Origin of the sequence: Pseudoxanthomonas sacheonensis (assembly GCF_010093305.1) — a bacterium.
Taxonomy (GTDB): domain Bacteria; phylum Pseudomonadota; class Gammaproteobacteria; order Xanthomonadales; family Xanthomonadaceae; genus Pseudoxanthomonas_A; species Pseudoxanthomonas_A sacheonensis.
Genome location: NZ_PDWS01000013.1, coordinates 1 through 17,218, shown reverse-complemented (window position 1 = coordinate 17,218; position 17,218 = coordinate 1). Strand labels below are relative to the sequence as shown.

Here is a 17,218-nt window from a genome sequence, read left to right as displayed (position 1 = left end):
AGCCAATGCCGGGCAGTAAGGGTCGCACTATTTCATGCCGACACGGTGTCCGCGTCGGGCAAAGAACAGAACATAGGCATAGCACACCACCATCAGCACGGCGAACACCACTTGGAAGTCGAACAGCTCCTTGAAATGCGCAAAAAGCTGAGGGACCACCGCACCGCCTGCGATGCCCATGATCAGCAGCGCCGATCCTTTCTCTGTGAATCTCCCCAGACCCTTGATCGCCAAAGGAAATATGGCTGGCCACATGATGGCGTTGGCGAAGCCAAGCGCTGCAACGAAAGCTACCGAGAGGTAGCCATCCGTGAACATGGCGGCGATCGAGAAAGCGATCCCGAGTATCGCCGAAATGGAAAGATAACGCTCTTGGGAAACGTATTTGGGGATCAACAGCAGGCCGACGACGTAGCCGATCAGCATGCAAGCGAGAGTTCCGATCGTGAAGTACTTGGCATAATCGAGCGAGAGACCGAGGTTCTTACCGTATATGCCAATAGCGTCTCCGGCCATTACTTCAGCGCCCACGTAAACGAATATGCATAGCGCCCCAAGCCAAACGTGCGGGAACGAAAAAATGCTGTTGCGCTGCTCGTCGATCGATTCCGGAGACGAGTTGACATCTTCGGCCTTAAGCTCGGGCAGTGAGGAATACAGGATCGCGATCGCCAGCACGGCTAGCACGCCAGCCATCGCCATGTAGGGCCCGTGGATACGGCCGGCAAATTCGGTCAGGAGTTCCGTTTTTTCCACCGGCAGCGCACTTTCAACTTGCACGGAAATATTTTCCATGCCGTGCAGCACTGCTCGCGCTAGTCCGTATGTCGCTATCGCGCCTGCCACCTTGTTACATATGCCCATGATCGCTATCCGACGTGCGGCGCCTTCGATCGGGCCTAGGATGCTGATGTAAGGGTTTATGGCGGTCTGCAGCAGCGCTAAGCCACCTCCGAGAATGAAGATTCCGCTGACTGCTCCGGCGTAGGAGCGACCGGTGGTGAACTGACCAAAGATAGCCGCGCCGATTGCCATCACCAGCAGGCTCAACGCGATTCCTTTCTTCATGCCTGTCTTCTTCAAGATCACCGACGAGGGCAAGGCCAGGCAGAAATACGAAATGTAGAACGCGCTCGGGATGAGAAAGGCGTAGGCATCGCTTACATCGAAAGCGACCTTTGCGAAAAGGATCAGCGGTCCATTGATCCAGGTGAAGAAGCCGATGATGAAGAACAACAAGCCGATGATGGCGATGGAACCGACATACCGGTTGGCGGCGACGGTGGCATTGGCAGGTACTGCAGTCATGACGATGGACTCCCCAACTGGCGGTGGCCGCACCACCGCCGGCGAACGGCTCTACCGAGGCGGCTTTGCGGCTTTGACTGGGAACAACGTTGTCATACTTTTCTTCCGGAGGCCACTTCGGACGCCCGCGCAGCACTGAAATGCGGTCGATACCGGCTCCTGGATTCTCTTGCACCGCAGCAAGCTGACCGTATGGAGACAGCGGTATCCGCATGAATATGAACAGTAATATCCGAAAATGGGTCGAATTGGTCAAAAATATTACTGGCATCGATACTAATGCAACCATCCTGGTCAGGCCTGCCAGTTTTTCATGACCACCTGTTGACAACGTTGTCAGACCAATCTCACACTCCGGCGCAATGGCCCTGCGGATTACTGCGCCGCGGCTCGCGAAGACATGGGGAGATGTGTGGTCGCAAACGCCAATCCACTGCCGGTCAGCTCCTTGGACGCCCTGCATGAGCGGTTCATCGCCGCCGATGTGGGCGGCACCCACGTACGCATCGCCCTGGTGCAGGGCAGCGACGATCCCGCCCATCCCGTCGCCGTGCTCCAGTACCGCAAATACGTCTGCGCCCAATACCCCGGGCTGGCGGAAATCATCCAGGATTTCATCGGCACGCTGGGCGGCGAGACCATCGGCCGCGGAGTGATCGCCAGCGCCGGATATCCGCTGGAAGACGGCACCGTGATCACCGCCAACCTGCCCTGGCGCCTGTCGCCGCAGGAAATACGCGAACGCCTGGGCTTCCGCGAATTCCGCCTGGTCAACGATTTCGAAGCCGTCGCCCATGCCGCGGCCTATGTGGACGCCAGCGAAGTGCTGCGCCTCGCCGGGCCCGAGACCGCACCGGCCGGTCCTACGCTGGTGCTGGGCCCCGGCACCGGTCTGGGCGCGGCGGTGTGGATTCCCACCGGCAAGCGCGCCGTGGTGCTGGCGACCGAAGCCGGCCATGCCGCACTGACCCCCGGCAACGCCATCGAGATGGCGCTGCTGGCCGAAATGCTGAAGCAGCGCACGCATGTGCCGGTCGAATACGCTTTGTCCGGCCCGGGCCTGATGAATCTGCACAACGCCTTGTGCACCTTGCGCGGATCCAGCAACCGGTACCGGACGCCCGGCGAGATCACCGCCGCCGCGATCTCCGGCGGCGACGCCCTGGCGCGCGAAAGCCTGGAGATTTTCTGCGGCCTGCTGGGCAGCGCGGTCGGCGACATGGCCCTGCTGTACGGCGCGCAGGGCGGCGTCTACCTGGCCGGCGGCATCCTGCCGCAGATCCGCGAATTCCTTTTGAACAGCAGCTTCGTCGAACGGTTCCTCAACAAAGGACCGATGCGCGCGGCGCTGGAACGCATACCCGTGCGGTTGGTCGAGCACGGACAACTCGGCGTCATCGGCGCCGCGAACTGGTACCTCGGCCAATGTGAGGGTGGGTAGGAGAAAAGTCGTCGGAGCGACCACGGGCCACCTGCCTGGGGCAGGCGCGGTTCAGCAGTACAGAAGCTATAGGCACGGCAGCGGTCTTCGTTGTCACAACTCAATCAGCGATGGGGAAGCATCATGAACTGTAAAAAATCAATCCTTTCGGCTGCGATCGTGGCGAGCCTCAGCTTCGCTGCGCAGTTGCACGCGCAGGAAACGACCAGCACCACGTCCACCCAGGAAGCGACGGACCTCGATACGGTCGTCGTCGTGGGTATCCGTGGCAGCATCGAGAAGTCGCTCGATGCCAAGCGCGGCGAGAACTCACGCGTCGAAGTCATCACCTCCGAAGACATCGGCAAGATGCCCGACAAGAATGTCGCCGACTCCCTGGCCCGCGTGCCAGGCGTCAACATCAGCGCCGCCAGCGCCAACGAAGGCGCGTTCGACGAAAACGACCGCGTGTCGATGCGCGGTACCAGCCCCAGCCTCACCCAGACCCTGATCGATGGCCACAACATCGGCACCGGCGACTGGTTCGTGCTCAACCAGACCGGTACCGTCGGCCGCAGCGTCAGCTACTCGCTGCTGCCCGCCGAACTGGTGGACAAGGTAGTGGTGCGCAAATCCTCCGAAGCAAAACTGGTGGAAGGCGGCGCTGTCGGCAGCATCGACATCGTCACCCGCAACCCACTCAACTTCGAGGAAGGATTCAGCATCTTCGGTTCGGTGGGCGCGGTATACGCCGAACTTCCCGGCAAGACCGACCCGCAAATCTCCGTGCTTGGCAATTGGAAGAATACCGATGGTAGCTTCGGCCTATCCGTCCAGGCTTTCAGCGAGGAACGTCATCTGCGCCGCGACGGCCAGGAGCTGCTGGGTTACGACACCATCGGCGCAGGTACCGCGGCCGGCACCGCGCACCCGGACCTGGTGGGCGTGTACTTCCCGACCCTGATCGGCTCGGCCCTGTTCGAACAGGAGCGCAAGCGCACCGGCGGCATGGTCACGATGCAATTCAAGCCCAGCGATTCGGTGGAAATCGAGGCGAACTACTTCCGCTCGGACATGAAGGCGGACAACTACAACCGCAACTACATGCTATGGGGTTCGCGCATCATCAACGGCACCGCCGGCAACAATGGCCAGGTGCCGCTGGCCGGATACGTAGTCCGCAACAACACGCTGGTCGAGGCCGAGTTCGCGCCGACCCCAGGCGCCGACCCGAGCAATGCGTTCGGCATCTACGACCAGATTTCCCGTCCTGGCGCCAAATCCAGCACCGAGTTCTTCAGCGTCGACGGCAAGTGGAGCGTCAGCGACAGCCTTACCTTCTCCGGCCAGGCCGGCACTTCCGAAGGACATGGCGAAAGCCCGGTGCAGGACGTGGCGGAATGGGACGTCGGCCTCAACAGCGGTGCGGGCTGGGCCATGCACGGCGTGGGCGCCGCCGACTGGCATCTCGGCAATACGGTGACCGGCGTTCCGGGCGTGGCCAATGTCGACTATCGCCTCGACTGGATCTTCGGATTCCAGGACATCGACGTGGTGGACAAGGAAGACTGGGCCAAGATCGACGGCGAGTTCCTCTTCGACGGCAACGGCGTGTTGAGCTCGCTGGATTTCGGCGTGCGCAGCGCCAAGCACGAGCGCAACCTCGACCAGGTCACGGCGCAAGGTCCGGCTTGCTTGAACAACGGTGTGGTCGATCCTTCCTGCCCGATCGGTTCGTCGTCCCCCTTCGATCCGGCCAACTGGCCGAGCGGCTACCAGAGCTATCCCGGCGACTTCGGCGACGGTCTGGGCGGCAGCTTTCCGCGTGATATCTGGTACTTCTCGCCGGGACAACTTGCGGCGCTCAACGAATTCACCAATCGCGACAAGGAAGCGCGCTTCTACTTCCCGGGCGCCTACGGCCTGGAAGAGAAAAGCACCGCAGCCTATGCGCAGCTGAATTTCTCCGGCGAAAAGTGGAGCGGCAACGTCGGCCTGCGTTACGTGCGTACCGAGGAAGACGTCAAGAACTACGTCAACGCGGATCCGACCGATCCCGATGCGGTCACCACTTCGCTGTTCGGCGCGTTCAAGACCGTGCGCACCAAGAACACCTACAACGACTGGCTGCCGAGCGCGAACTTCAAGTACAACCTCAACGACGACATGGTGCTTCGTCTGGCCGCTTCGCGGACGCTGACGCGTCCGGACTTCTCGGCGCTGGCGGGCGCGGTTTCGCTTAGCCCGCCTGCGGCCGTGGGCGGCGTGGGCACCGGCTCGGGCGGCAACCCGAACCTGGAGCCGATCCTCTCCACCAACGTAGACGCCACCTTCGAGTGGTACTACAACGAGCGTTCGCTGTTCTCGGTCGGCGTGTTCTACATGAACATCGACAACTACGTGGCACTCGGCACTGACCGCCAGTCCTATTTCACCATCGATTCCAACAATCCCAATGGCGCGTTCATCGACTACGACCTGACCGTGCCGGTCAGCTCCGGCGCCAAGGTGAAGGGCTTCGAACTGGCTTGGGAAGCGCCTATCGGTGAAAACTTCGGTGCGTTCGCCAACTACACCTATGCCGATGGCGACACCGACGACGGTACGGCCATGCTGGGCACCTCGAAGAATACCTATAACGTGGGCGCCTACTTCGAGAACGACGCGTTCAACGCACGGGTGAACTACACCTATCGCTCGGAGTTCTACAGCGGCCTGGATCGTGCTTCGGCGTTCTATCAGGACGAGATCGACAACGTCTCGGCTTCGCTGGGTTACAAGATCAACGAGAATCTGTCCCTAACCCTGGACCTGATGAACCTCAACAACCCGAAGACCAAGTACTACGCCGAGAACCGCGACCGTCCGCGTTCTATCTATGAGAACGGCCGCCAGTACTACCTGAACATGCGTTTCAAGTTCTAAGCGACGGCGCAATACCGATTGATGTGTTTCCCTCACGGGCCTGGACTTGTCCGGGCCCGATTTTTTTGAGGGATGATAAATGCCACCGATCGATCCGACACCAGAGCAGTCGTGGGAGCGGCGTCCCGCCGCGAGCTTTTGCTCCTGCCTTATTCGATAGGGAAAGCAAAAGCAAGAGCTCGCGGCGGGACGCCGCTCCCACGCTGTCGGTTAGGATCGACAATCTTGCGAGGATGAAGCGATGACGATTTCGGATTGCCTGCGGCCTGTTGCATTGGGAGCGTTGATGTTGTTGGCCGTGTGCCCATCCGGCGCAATGGCCGCATCCAACACGGCGGCATCGGAGCCGGCATTGATACCCGCGCCCGCATCGATGCTGTGGAATGAAGGCAGTTTCGTGGTGGATCCGGCCACGCAGGTCGTGGCGCTGGGCCCGCAGGCGCATGCCGCCGCGGAACAGTTCGCCGGCTTTCTCGCCAAGAGCCATGGCTTGAAGCTGAAAGTAGCCGACACGAAAGGTGCCAACAAAGGCGCGATCCAATTCCGCATCGACCCCAAAGCGGCGGGCGAATCGCCGGAAAGCTATACGCTGGAGATAGACCCGCAACGCGCCATCGTATCGGCGCGCGATCCGCGCGGCCTCTTCTACGGTGCGGTAACGCTATGGCAGCTGCTACCGCCCGGCGATGCCGAATCTCTGTCCTTACCGGCCCTGCGCATCGACGACACCCCGCGTTTCGCCTGGCGCGGGCTGATGCTCGACTCGGCGCGCCACTTCCAGAGCGTCGATCAAATCAAGCAGATGCTCGATGCGATGGCGCTGCACAAGCTCAATACCTTCCACTGGCACCTGACCGACGACCAGGGCTGGCGAATCGAGATCAAGCGCTATCCCAAGCTGACCGAGGTCGGCGGCTGCCGCATTCCCGCAGGAGACGGCGGCGTGGATGCCTCGGGCAAGCCGAAACCCTACTGCGGCTACTACACGCAGGAACAGATTCGCGACGTGGTGCGTTACGCGGCCGCGCTGCACATCACCATCGTTCCCGAGATCGACGTGCCCGGCCACGCCACCGCTGCCATCGCCGCCTATCCGCAACTGGGCGTGCTGGATACGCCGCCGGTGGTTTCCAACGAATGGGGCGTCAACACCAATCTGTTCAACGTGGAAGAGAGCACCTTCGTTTTCCTGGAAAACGTGCTGGGCGAAGTGGTCGATCTGTTCCCCGGCGCCTATGTGCATGTGGGCGGCGACGAGGCGGTGAAGGACCAGTGGAAAGCGTCGGCGCGCGTGCAGGAGCGGATCCGCGCACTGGGCGTCAAGGACGAAGCCGGCATGCAGAGCTACCTGATCAAGCGATTGGAGAAGTACCTGGTCGCCAAGCACCGGCGCCTGATCGGCTGGGACGAAATCCTGGAAGGCGGCCTGCCCGAAGAAGCCACGGTGATGTCGTGGCGCGGTATCGAAGGCGGCATCGCCGCCGCCAACCAGGGCCACGACGTGGTCATGGCGCCTTCCTCGGAGCTGTACCTGGACTACCTGCAGACCGATTCGCCGAACGAGCCGCCCGGGCGTCCGGCGACCATACCGCTGAAACAGGTCTATGCGTTCGAACCGGTACCTGCCGCACTGGCCGCGGACAAGCGTTCGCACATCCTTGGCCTGCAGGCCAACGTATGGACCGAACACATGCGCACCTTCGCGCGCGTGCAGCATGCGGTTTTCCCGCGCATCGCCGCGCTGTCGGAAACGGCATGGTCGCCGGCACAGAAAAAAGATTGGGAGGGTTTCGTCGCCCGCCTGCCCGCGCAACTGCAGCGTTACCAGGCGATGGGAATCGGCTACGCGCAGACGCCGTTCGAGGTGCGCAGCGCGCTGGTGGAGGACCGCAAGCGCAACCGCGTGGAAGTCAGCCTGTCGAATTCGCTTGGCTATCCGGATATGCGTTACACCACAGACGGCAGCGAACTTTCCGCCGGCTCGGCAGCCTACAAAGGCCCCTTCTCACTGGCGCTGCCCGCCGAGCTGCGCGCATCGGTATTCGTCGACGGGAAGCCGCTAACCAAAGCCGCCGACCGCAAGCTGAGCGCTGCTTCGCTATTGACCCGCAGCGACGAAGAGCTGGCGATGTGCACCGGCGCGCTGATGCTCCGGCTCGAAGACGATGGCCCCACCGAAGGCGAGCGCGCCATTTTCAATGCGGATATCTTCAATCCCTGCTGGGAATGGAAAGCCGCCGATCTGGACGGCATCGCTTCGATCGAAGTACGCGCCGGCCGCCTGCCGTACTACTTCCAGCTTGCGCACGACGAGCCCTCGCGCAAGTTCAAACCGGCTAAGAGTGCGAACGGCGAGCTCGAGATCCGCGCGGGTTGCGACGGAGAGTTGCTGGCGACGGTACCGCTGCCGGCCGCACCCGACGCCGATGGTTTCGTGACTTTGAAGGCGCCGCTGAAGACAGCCGCCGGCCCGCAGAACCTGTGCATCTTCTTCACCGGCGATACCCGTCCGGCAATGTGGGTGCTGGACCGGGTCACGCTCAATAATGGCGTGCCCTAGCAACATCGGTCAGCCGGAAGGTCCTACGCCAAGGGCTGTAGCGTTATCGGGCCACTCATGCCGCTGCGCTTCTGAGCATGCATAGCGCGATACAGCCGCTCCAGATCGCGAGCGAAGGCTTGCGGCTGGAACAATGCGGACTCCGGCAGGTTGTCGTGCAACTGCTGCCGGAGCGAAGCGAGCCGCGCCGGATCGTTGCCCAGTGCGATGGCCAGTGCCACGTATTCGCCGCGGTCGCGCACGATGCACTGGGGAAGTCCGACGGTGGTCAGCAGACTCGCCGCCATACGGCCTGCGAAGGTCGCACCGGGAAATGCGACCATCGGCACGCCCGAGCGCAACGCATCGCTGCCGTTGGTACCTGAGTTGTACGGATAAGTATCCAGCGCGAGATCGGCGAGCGGCATCCTTGCCAGATGTTCCGCCCGCGGCTGTTGCGTGGCGAATACGATCCGTTCAGGCGCGATACCCCGACGCTCCGTTTCGATACGCAGATTTTCCGCCGCTTGCGGATAGCGAGGCGGCGACAGCCAGAGCACGCTGCCAGCCACGCCTCGCAGGATTTCGCACCAATCGTCCCAGAGCGAAGGGTGCCACTTGTACGCCTGGTTGAAGCTGCAGAATACGAATGCTTCCGCCGGAAGCCCTTGTCCCTGCCGCGAAGCCGCAGAAGCGGCAGGCCGCAGCCTGCCGCTGGGCTGGAAGCAATGCGGCATCAAGGCGAGCGACTCGCTGAACTGGGAAGCCGCATCCAATGGCGTAGCGATAGCGTCGCCGATCACGAAGTCGGCCAGGCGCGGTTCGCCCAACGTACCGATGTATCCCAGCCAGGAAACGACCACTGGCGCGGGCTTCATCGCATTGATACCGAGACGTGCGTTCTTGGTATAGCCGTTAAGATCCACCAGCACGTCGATGCCGTCGTTGAAAATGCGATGGGCAGCAGTGCGGTCGTCCAGGTGGCCCAGCTCCACGAAATGATCCGAGGCCGCGATCGCGTCCTTCCTCCACCCGTCGTCCGTCGCCGCTCCATGCGAATAGAGAAAGACTTCGACCGACCCGCGGTCGTGCGCAGCAATCGCCTCCAGGACCAGGTAGGAAACGGCGTGGTCCCGGAAATCCGAAGACAGGTATCCGATCCGCATCCGCCGGCCATCGATTTCGGCGGCATGCGCGGCCAAGGGAGGATGCGCCAGGATCGCTCCCCATTGGGAGGCCGCGAATTTTTTTGCCGCGTCCTTCTGCGACCCCGCATCGGCTTCGGGCAAAGCCAGCAGCAGCATCGGCGCGAAATCGCTGCGGGGTGCGGCATTGAACGCGGACAGCAAGGTCTCGGGCGTGGGTTCGACGCCCGGCTGCCAGTCCGCCAGGTAACGGCGCAGGAACAGTGCATCGCCGATGCTTTTCAGGTCCAGCGGATCCAGTCGCGCAGCGCGCCGGTAAGAAACCAGCGCCTGCGTCGGATTGCCTAGCGCTTCCTCCAAACCACCCAGTTTCTGCCAGGCAATCGCCAGCGTGGCATCGCGTTGCACGGCCTGGCGATAAGCCTCGCGGGCCAGATCCTGCTGTCCGAGCTTCTGGTGGGCGAAACCCAGGTTGACCAGCGCGCCGGGAGAACCGTCCACCGAGACTGCACGGCGAAAGCATTGAATGGCGGAGTTGGAATCACCCCCCATGTTGTGCACCACGCCGGCCAAGTTCCAGGCGTCGGCATGGTCCGGGGCGATTTTCAGGAGTGCGGCAAGATACGCAAGTGCGTCGTGCAAGCGTCTCTGTCGAAACGCTTCATGGGCCTGGGCATAAAGGCGGGAAGGGTCTGTGCCGTGCATGGAGATCAGTATGGAAAGCCCATCATCGTTTCAACGTTGCAGCAAGGCGGCTAGTCGCTCTTCCATGCGCAACAACAGATCGCGCCACGGCGTCAGCACCGTGGCCGTGCCCAGCAATACGCCCAACGTATTGGCTAGCGCGTCGGCCGGATCCGAAGAACGATAGGCGGTGTAGCCTTGCGCGAACTCGATGCCGATTCCCAGTCCTATCAAGCCCATGGCAACCAGCGACAACGCGCGGCGGCTGCCGAACAACTGCACCGCCGCGGCGGCGAGCAGGAAATAACCCAACAGGTGTTCCACCTTGTCGCTGTTGTCCGGCAATGGCGGCAACGAATCCAGCGGCACCAGGCAGACCACCACCAGCGCCACGATGGCCGCGATCCACAGGCCCAGCCACAACCGTGGCCGGCGCAGCGGCTTCAGCGCCGCGCTCACAGCCGCCACGACAGGTCGCCGGTCAGGAACGCGGCGCCGAATTCCACCTCGCGCGAGAAGCCCATGACCTGGAACCTTTCGCCCATTTCGCTAGGCAAGGTGAGCTGCTTGGCTTCATTGCGCAAGCGCTGCAGCTGCGCTTCGGAGGCGCGCGCTTCGGCTTCCTGCAGCAACTGCGGCAGACCGTTGCCCAACAGGAAACTGGCCTGCGTGCAGTAGCCGGCCAGATCGAAACCGGCGTGCGTGCCCGCTTCGGCCAGCGCGGTGAAATCGACCGATGCGGTGAGGTCCTGCAAGCCGGGCCATGCGTATACGTCGTTGTGCGTCTGGTGGCGGTAGAAAGCGCGCAGCGTGCCCTGGTGGCGTTGCGGCTGGTAGAACTCGCGCCGTGGATAGCCGTAGTCGACGAACAGCATCGCGCCCGCCTGCAGTCCGCCCATGACCGCTTGTACCCAGTAAGGAAGCTGGGGCAGCAGTTCGGAACGGTAGCCGTCGGGAAAAGACGCGCCCACGGTGCGTTCCAGATGGCGCACCGCCGCCGCCAGCAGCGCATCGGCGGGCCGGTCGCTGCGCACGAATCGCCCGTCTTCCCGCAGCGCCACGCCTTCCTCGAACACTTCGCCATCGCGCAGGGTGAAGCGCGGGGTCGGCAAGGCGTCGATCACCTCGTTGGCGAACAGCACGCCGTTCCAGGATTGTTCCGGCGGGCCGTCCAGCCATTCCACCAGCTCGAACACCGGCGGGATCAGGCCGCGCCCCAGGCGTTCGCGCTGGCGCTGGCGCAGGTCCGCGCTCGGTTCCAGGATCGCATAGCGCGCAGGCAGAGCATCCATCGCCAACAGGCGCTTGAGCATGACTTCGGCGAATGCGCCGCTGCCGCCGCCGATTTCCAGGAACTCCGCTTCCGGTCCCAGTTGCTGCAGTACCGGGGCCACGGCGGTGGCCATGCAGCCGGCGAACAGCGGGCCAAGCTCGGGGGCGGTGACGAAATCCCCGGCGGCGCCGAACTTGGTGCTGCCCGCGCTGTAGTAACCCAGTCCGGGCGCATACAGGCACAGCTCCATGAAACGCGAAAACGGGATGCTACCGCCGGATCCGGCGATTTCGCCGCGGATCATCGCCGCCAGCCCCTCGCTGTGATGGGCGGCATCGGAGTCGGGCGTGGGAAGGTCTGGCATGGGGAGGATCATGAGAAGCGTCCGTTACATCTTACGCGGCCGGCCACTGCGCTAGCCAAGCGCCGATGGCGCGCATAGAATCGTTGGTGCACAGCACAACGGCAGCACAAACGGCCACATGACCTATTGCGTCGGCATAGAAACGGACGAAGGCCTGGTCTTCGCGGCGGATACGCGCACCAGCGCCTCGTTCGACGACGTACGCGTGTACCGCAAGATGCACGTGTTCGAATACCCGGGCGATCGCGTGTTCGTGATCATGTCGGCGGGCAACCTGGCGACCACGCAACTGACCATTTCCCGGCTGATGCACGACGCCGAAGACCCCAACGCCAAACGCAGCCTGCGCAGTTTCACCCACTTGTACGAAGTGGCCGAATACGTCGGCGACGTGCTGGTGGCCAGCCAGGCCAAGATGAGGGACGAAGCGCAGCAGAGCGGCGTCAGCGTGCAGTCCACCCTGATCCTGGGCGGCCAGATCGCCGGCGAACGCCCCGGCCTGTACATGATCTATCCGCTGGGCAACTGCATCGCCACTTCGCCGGAAACGCCGTACCTGCAGATCGGCGAATCGAAATACGGCAAGCCCATCCTGGACCGCATCCTGCGTCCGCAGACCACTCTGGAAGACGCCGCGCGCTGCGCGCTGGTGTCGCTGGATTCCACCATCCGCTCCAACCTGTCGGTGGGCCTGCCCATCGATATCGCCCTGATCCGCGCCGGCGACCTGAAGATCACCCAGAAGATGCGCATGGAGGGCGATACGCCGCTGTATGCGGAAATCCACGAAACCTGGTCGCGCAAACTGGAAGCCGCGGTGCACAGCCTGCCGCGTTTCCCGTGGGAACCGGCGCGCGAACCCGAAGAGCAGACTTCTTCGTTGCCGCCGCTGCCGCCGCGCCGCGTGGCGCCGCGTCCCGATCCGGGCGACGCGTCCGGACAGCAGCAGTAGGGTCGCATTTTTGTAGGAGCGGGCCCTGCCCGCGACGCTTTCTCTCGACGAACACATAAAGAGCGGTCGCGGGCAGGGCCCGCTCCTACAGCGCTTCAGCCGCGGAAATAACCTTCCGCCAGCGCCGCATGGAAGGTGCCCAGGTGCACCTGGATCTCGTCCATGAACTCCGCCGGATTCTTCGCCGCCAACGACACCGGATCCGCATTGCGTATCAATCCGACCACCCTGTTCAAACCGCGGTCGACGCCCGGCCGCGCCGGCATGGCCGGCAGCACGCTGTGCGCGCGAGCCAGGCAAAACTGCACGCTGCGCGGAAATTCGCTGTTCTGCAGCAGGAACCGCAGTGCGTGTTCGGCGGTGACGCGCTGGCGCACATGGCGCCGGTACATTTGATAGGCGGCCAGCGATCGCAGCACCGCCATCCACTGCATGTTCTGGAAAGCCTCGCGGTCGTCTTCGTTGCGCGGCGTCACCAGTCCCGACGCACCGGCATCGATGATGCGCGTGGTCATGTCGGCCTGTTCGATGGCCGTGCCCAGACGCAGGAACTGGAAGCCGATGTCGCGGCTCACGTTGGCGGTCAGCAAGCCGGAAACCTTGAGGCAGCCGTCGGCGATGCGGGCGATGAACTCCATGCGGTAGCGCCGGCTCATGCCGCGCTCGCCATTGGCTTCGATGTACAGGTACAGGTCGTTGATGGCTTCCCATACTTCCTGCGGCAGGGTGTCGCGGATGCCGCGCAGGATCTCGCGCGCGTTGTCGACCGAACTGCGCAGCGAAGACGCATTGCGTTCGTCCAGCAGCAGGAAGCGCACCACCTCGGCATCGCTGGCGTCGTCGCCGGTGCTGGGGAACAGTTCGGCGAAGGCATCGCCGGCTCCCACCGTATCCACCATGGGCCGCCAGGCGAAACGCACCGAGCGCGGCAGATCGAGCTGCAGCAGGCTGCCGACGCCGACCAGCCGCGCGGTGTTCTCCGCGCGGCGTACATATCGGCTGAACCAGTAGAGGTTGTCGGCTACGCGGGAGAGCATCAGCGCAGCTCGCAACAAGGAATAACGAAATCGCTTTCCTCGCAAAGACCAGGTAGGTCGGGGCTACGCCCCCGACGTACGTGGAAGCAAGGTTTCCCTGTGTCGGGGGCGTAGCCCCGACCTACGCCGCCTTTGCGGGAAGGATGAGTTGGAGCAAAGCGCTCAACCACTCGCATCAATCCGCCTCCTCGTCCAGATCCACTACCCATGTGTCCTTCGCGCCGCCGCCCTGCGAAGAATTCACCACCAGCGAACCCTTCTCCATCGCCACCCGGGTAAGCCCGCCGGTGGTGACGTAGATATCCTCACGGGACAGCACGAAAGGCCGCAGGTCCAGATGCCGCGGCGAGGGGCCGTCGTCGGTAACGATGGGCGCGCTGGACAGCGACAACGTGGGTTGGGCCATGTAGTTGCGCGGATCGGCCTCGATCAGCTTCTTGAACTTGTCGCGCTGGCGCTTGGTGGAACGCGGTCCGATCAGCATGCCGTAGCCGCCCGATTCGTTGGCCGGCTTCACCACCAGCTTGTCGATGTTCTCCACCACGTACCTGCGCTCCTTGGCGTTGTGGCAGAGGTAGCTGGGCACGTTGGGCAGGATAGGATCCTCGTCCAGGTAGTACTTGATCATCTTCGGCACATAGGCGAACACTACCTTGTCGTCGGCCACGCCCGCTCCCGGCGCGTTGGCCAGCGCCACCTTGCCCGCACGCCAGCTGCGCATCAGGCCCGGCGCGCCCAGCACCGATTCGGGATGGAACACTTCCGGATCGATGAACAGATCGTCCACGCGCCGGTAGATCACATCCACCCGCTGCGCGCCATACACCGTGCGCATGTAGGTGCAATCGTCGTCGGCCACGAACAGGTCGTTGCCTTCCACCAGTTCGATGCCCATCGCCTGGGCCAGATAGGCATGTTCGAAATACGCGCTGTTGAACACGCCCGGGGTGAGCAGGGCGATGGTCGGTGTGTCGCCCGGGCGCGGCGAAAGCGCGGCCAGCGTGTCGTAGAGCTGCGAAGGATATTCGTCCACCGGCAGGATGGAACTGGTCTCGAATAGCTCCGGAAACACGCGCTTGGCCACCATGCGGTTCTCCAGCATGTAGGACACGCCGCTGGGAATGCGCAAATTGTCTTCCAACGCGTACAAGGTGCCGTCGCCGTCGCGCACCAGATCCGAACCGCAAATGTGCGCCCACACGCCGAGCGGCGGCTTGATGCCCACGCACTGCGGACGGAAATTGACCGAGTCCTTCAGCAGCATCGCCGGGAACACCTTGTCCTTGACGATCTGCTGCTTGCCGTAGATGTCGCCGATGAACAGGTTCAGCGCGCGCATGCGCTGCTTCAGGCCGGCTTCGGTGCGCTGCCATTCGGTGCGCGGGATGACACGGGGAATCAGGTCGAACGGCAGCGTGCGGTCCACGTTGCGGCCGTCGGAATACACGGTGAAGGTGATGCCCATGACCCGGGCGATGACGTCGGCGGCAAGCTGGCGCTCGGCGAGTTCGCGGCCGGACAGGCCGCCCAGGTATTCGACCAGACGGCGCGCTGCCGGTCGCGGCTGGCCGTCAGCCTGGATCAGCTCGTCGAAAGTGGTAGTGCGGTACTTCGCCCAGTCCATTCGCTCCGTTCCGTTGTCCTGCGTCGGCGCGTGCGTCCTGACAGGTGATGCATTGCAACATGCCCGGAACCGCGATGGCCGTCAAGCATTCGCCCGACGCACGGGATTGGAGACACAATGGAGCTGGCCTTCGATACCAGGAATTCCATGTCTTCCCCGCCCTCCGTCGCCCTGATCACCGGCAGCGCCCGCCGTATCGGTGCGGCCATCGCCCGACGCCTGCATGCGCAGGGATACGACCTGGCGCTGCACTACCGCGGTTCGGCGGAGGAAATGCGGGCGCTGGCGGCCGAACTGGAAGCGGCGCGCGCCGGCAGCGTGCTCACCCTGCAAGCGGATCTGTCCGAATTCGACCGCCTGCCCGAACTGGTGGCCAGGACGGTCGGCCGCTTCGGAAGGCTCGATGCGCTGGTCAACAATGCTTCCACGTTCCAGCCGACCGCCGTGGGCGGCACCACGCCGCAACAATGGGACGCGCTGTTCGCCTCGAACGCGCGCGCACCGTTCTTCCTCGCCCAGGCTGCCGCGCCGCACCTGAAAGCATCGCGCGGCGCCATCGTCAATCTGGCCGATATCTATGCCGAGCGCCCGCTGGCCGGGCACACGGTCTACTGCATGGCCAAGGCCGCACTGTTGATGGCGACCCGATCGCTGGCGCTGGAACTGGCGCCGGAAGTGCGCGTCAACGCCGTCGCGCCCGGGGCGATCCTGTGGCCTGAGCAGGACCATAGCGACGCTGCGAAGCAGGCCATGCTCGGGCGCACGCCGTTGGCCCGCACCGGCACGCCGGAGGAAATCGCCGAAGCGGTGCGCTGGTTGCTGCAGGATGCGACCTATACGACCGGCCAAGTAGTTCGCGTGGATGGTGGCCGCACGCTGGCGGGATGACTGGTGGGAGCGGCGTCCCGCCGCGAGCTTTTGCTTTTGCTTTGTTGTTCCTGCAAGAGCTAAAGCTCGCGGCGGGGCGCCGCTCCCACGACTTCCAGGGACGTCTCGCGCTCCGGTGAATGGGCCCACAGCGCAGCCAATGTCCGGCCCGACTTCGGATCCACGAAATCAGGCGCGATGTCAGCCAGCGGCTTCAGCACGAAAGCGTGCCTCAACTCCGGGCGCGGAATACGCAAACTCCCCGCCCCTTCCATCACCAGATCGTCGTAGAACACGATGTCGATATCCAACGGACGGTCGCCGAAACGCGGGCCGCTGCGGTCGCGGCCATGCGCGTCTTCCAGGGCGTGCAGCCAGTCGTTGAGCGCATGCACGTCCAGGTCGGATTCGATGATCGCAGCTGCGTTGAGGAAGTCGGCGCCCGCGAAGCCGACTGCTGCGGTACGGTAGACCGGCGACAGGACCAGCGCGCCGAAGCGCGCCCGCAATGCGGACGCTGCGGATGCGAGGTTCTTTTCCGCCTCCATGTTGCTGCCGAGGCTGAGATAAGCTTTGCCCATGCTTATTGCGATCCCGAGCAAATAAACTTCGTCATCCCGAGCGCAGCGAGGGATCTGCTTTGCGTTTCTGGCGCCGCGCGCATGCAAGCAGATCCCTCGCTGCGCTCGGGATGACAAAGGGTTGGGAATTCATTCGCGCGAACGCTCGATAACCACGCCCACCGCCACCGCGCCGCGCACCGCGCCGGGCTTGCTGAGTTTCAACCGCAGCCAGGACACGCCGAATTCCGCCAGCACGATTTCCGCGCAGCGCTCGGCCAGCGTTTCCACCAGGCCGTAGTCCGACTGGGAGACGAATTCGATCAGCCGTTTGCTGACCGCCTTGTAGTTGAGCGTATCGGCGATGTCGTCGCTGGCCGCGGGCTTGCGGTTGTCGAAACCCATTTCCAGGTCGAAGCGAAGCGTCTGGCGGATGCGCCGTTCCCAATCGTAGATGCCGATGAGGGCGTCTATTTCGAGACCTTCTATGAAGACTTTATCCATTGGATGGGGAATGGGG

The 17,218-nt window shown here is 63.4% G+C and carries 13 protein-coding genes; 5 read left to right on the top strand and 8 right to left on the bottom strand.

Annotation, left to right across the window (positions count from 1 at the left end):
- Nucleotides 1-27 precede the first annotated feature (27 nt).
- Nucleotides 28-1,308 (bottom strand): sugar MFS transporter, encoded by a 1,281-nt coding sequence (locus CSC73_RS11850; RefSeq protein WP_163840639.1) that lies wholly within the window; start codon nucleotides 1,306-1,308, stop codon nucleotides 28-30.
- Between the two features lie 400 nt (nucleotides 1,309-1,708).
- Here CSC73_RS11850 and CSC73_RS11845 point away from each other — a divergent pair, with 400 nt between their 5' ends.
- The 3 genes from CSC73_RS11845 (at nucleotide 1,709) to CSC73_RS11835 (ending at nucleotide 8,213) form a co-directional block, all read left to right on the top strand.
- Nucleotides 1,709-2,749, top strand: coding sequence for a glucokinase family protein (locus CSC73_RS11845; protein WP_163840638.1), 1,041 nt, complete (start codon nucleotides 1,709-1,711; stop codon nucleotides 2,747-2,749).
- Between the two features lie 123 nt (nucleotides 2,750-2,872).
- The gene (locus CSC73_RS11840; RefSeq protein WP_163840637.1) at nucleotides 2,873-5,653 is read left to right on the top strand and encodes a TonB-dependent receptor; all 2,781 of its coding nucleotides are present in this window, start codon (nucleotides 2,873-2,875) and stop codon (nucleotides 5,651-5,653) included.
- 241 nt (nucleotides 5,654-5,894) lie between these two features.
- Nucleotides 5,895-8,213: a family 20 glycosylhydrolase gene (locus CSC73_RS11835; protein ID WP_163840636.1), complete on the top strand. Its 2,319-nt coding sequence runs from the start codon at nucleotides 5,895-5,897 to the stop codon at nucleotides 8,211-8,213.
- Between the two features lie 23 nt (nucleotides 8,214-8,236).
- Here CSC73_RS11835 and CSC73_RS11830 read toward each other — a convergent pair whose 3' ends face one another.
- Genes CSC73_RS11830 through CSC73_RS11820 form a run of 3 tightly spaced genes read right to left on the bottom strand, consistent with a single transcriptional unit; the run spans nucleotide 8,237 to nucleotide 11,658 of the window.
- A complete protein-coding gene (locus tag CSC73_RS11830; RefSeq protein ID WP_281352894.1) occupies nucleotides 8,237-10,042 on the bottom strand; it encodes an O-linked N-acetylglucosamine transferase, SPINDLY family protein in 1,806 nt (601 codons plus the stop codon).
- A gap of 30 nt (nucleotides 10,043-10,072) precedes the next feature.
- Nucleotides 10,073-10,489, bottom strand: coding sequence for a VanZ family protein (locus tag CSC73_RS11825; protein ID WP_163840634.1), 417 nt, complete (start codon nucleotides 10,487-10,489; stop codon nucleotides 10,073-10,075).
- Complete coding sequence (locus CSC73_RS11820) at nucleotides 10,477-11,658, bottom strand: class I SAM-dependent methyltransferase (protein WP_163840633.1); 1,182 nt, start codon at nucleotides 11,656-11,658, stop codon at nucleotides 10,477-10,479. Before CSC73_RS11820 ends, CSC73_RS11825 begins: the two co-directional genes overlap by 13 nt.
- A 118-nt stretch (nucleotides 11,659-11,776) precedes the next feature.
- Between CSC73_RS11820 and CSC73_RS11815 the strand changes: the two genes are divergently transcribed.
- Nucleotides 11,777-12,610, top strand: a complete 834-nt coding sequence (locus CSC73_RS11815; RefSeq protein WP_163840632.1) for a proteasome-type protease — start codon at nucleotides 11,777-11,779, stop codon at nucleotides 12,608-12,610.
- A gap of 95 nt (nucleotides 12,611-12,705) precedes the next feature.
- Here the strand turns inward: CSC73_RS11815 and CSC73_RS11810 are convergent, their stop codons facing one another.
- Both CSC73_RS11810 and CSC73_RS11805 read right to left on the bottom strand, forming a co-directional pair.
- A complete protein-coding gene (locus CSC73_RS11810; RefSeq protein WP_163840631.1) occupies nucleotides 12,706-13,647 on the bottom strand; it encodes an alpha-E domain-containing protein in 942 nt (313 codons plus the stop codon).
- A gap of 175 nt (nucleotides 13,648-13,822) precedes the next feature.
- The gene (locus CSC73_RS11805; protein WP_163840630.1) at nucleotides 13,823-15,271 is read right to left on the bottom strand and encodes a circularly permuted type 2 ATP-grasp protein; all 1,449 of its coding nucleotides are present in this window, start codon (nucleotides 15,269-15,271) and stop codon (nucleotides 13,823-13,825) included.
- 147 nt (nucleotides 15,272-15,418) lie between these two features.
- Here CSC73_RS11805 and CSC73_RS11800 point away from each other — a divergent pair, with 147 nt between their 5' ends.
- A complete protein-coding gene (locus CSC73_RS11800) occupies nucleotides 15,419-16,159 on the top strand; it encodes a pteridine reductase (protein ID WP_163840629.1) in 741 nt (246 codons plus the stop codon).
- A gap of 59 nt (nucleotides 16,160-16,218) precedes the next feature.
- On the opposite strand, the gene folK is transcribed toward CSC73_RS11800, so the two are convergent.
- Entirely contained in the window at nucleotides 16,219-16,719 is a 501-nt protein-coding gene (gene folK, locus CSC73_RS11795; protein ID WP_163840628.1) for a 2-amino-4-hydroxy-6-hydroxymethyldihydropteridine diphosphokinase, read from the bottom strand.
- Between the two features lie 129 nt (nucleotides 16,720-16,848).
- A complete protein-coding gene (gene folB, locus CSC73_RS11790; protein ID WP_093289821.1) occupies nucleotides 16,849-17,202 on the bottom strand; it encodes a dihydroneopterin aldolase in 354 nt (117 codons plus the stop codon).
- Between the last annotated feature and the right edge of the window lie 16 nt (nucleotides 17,203-17,218).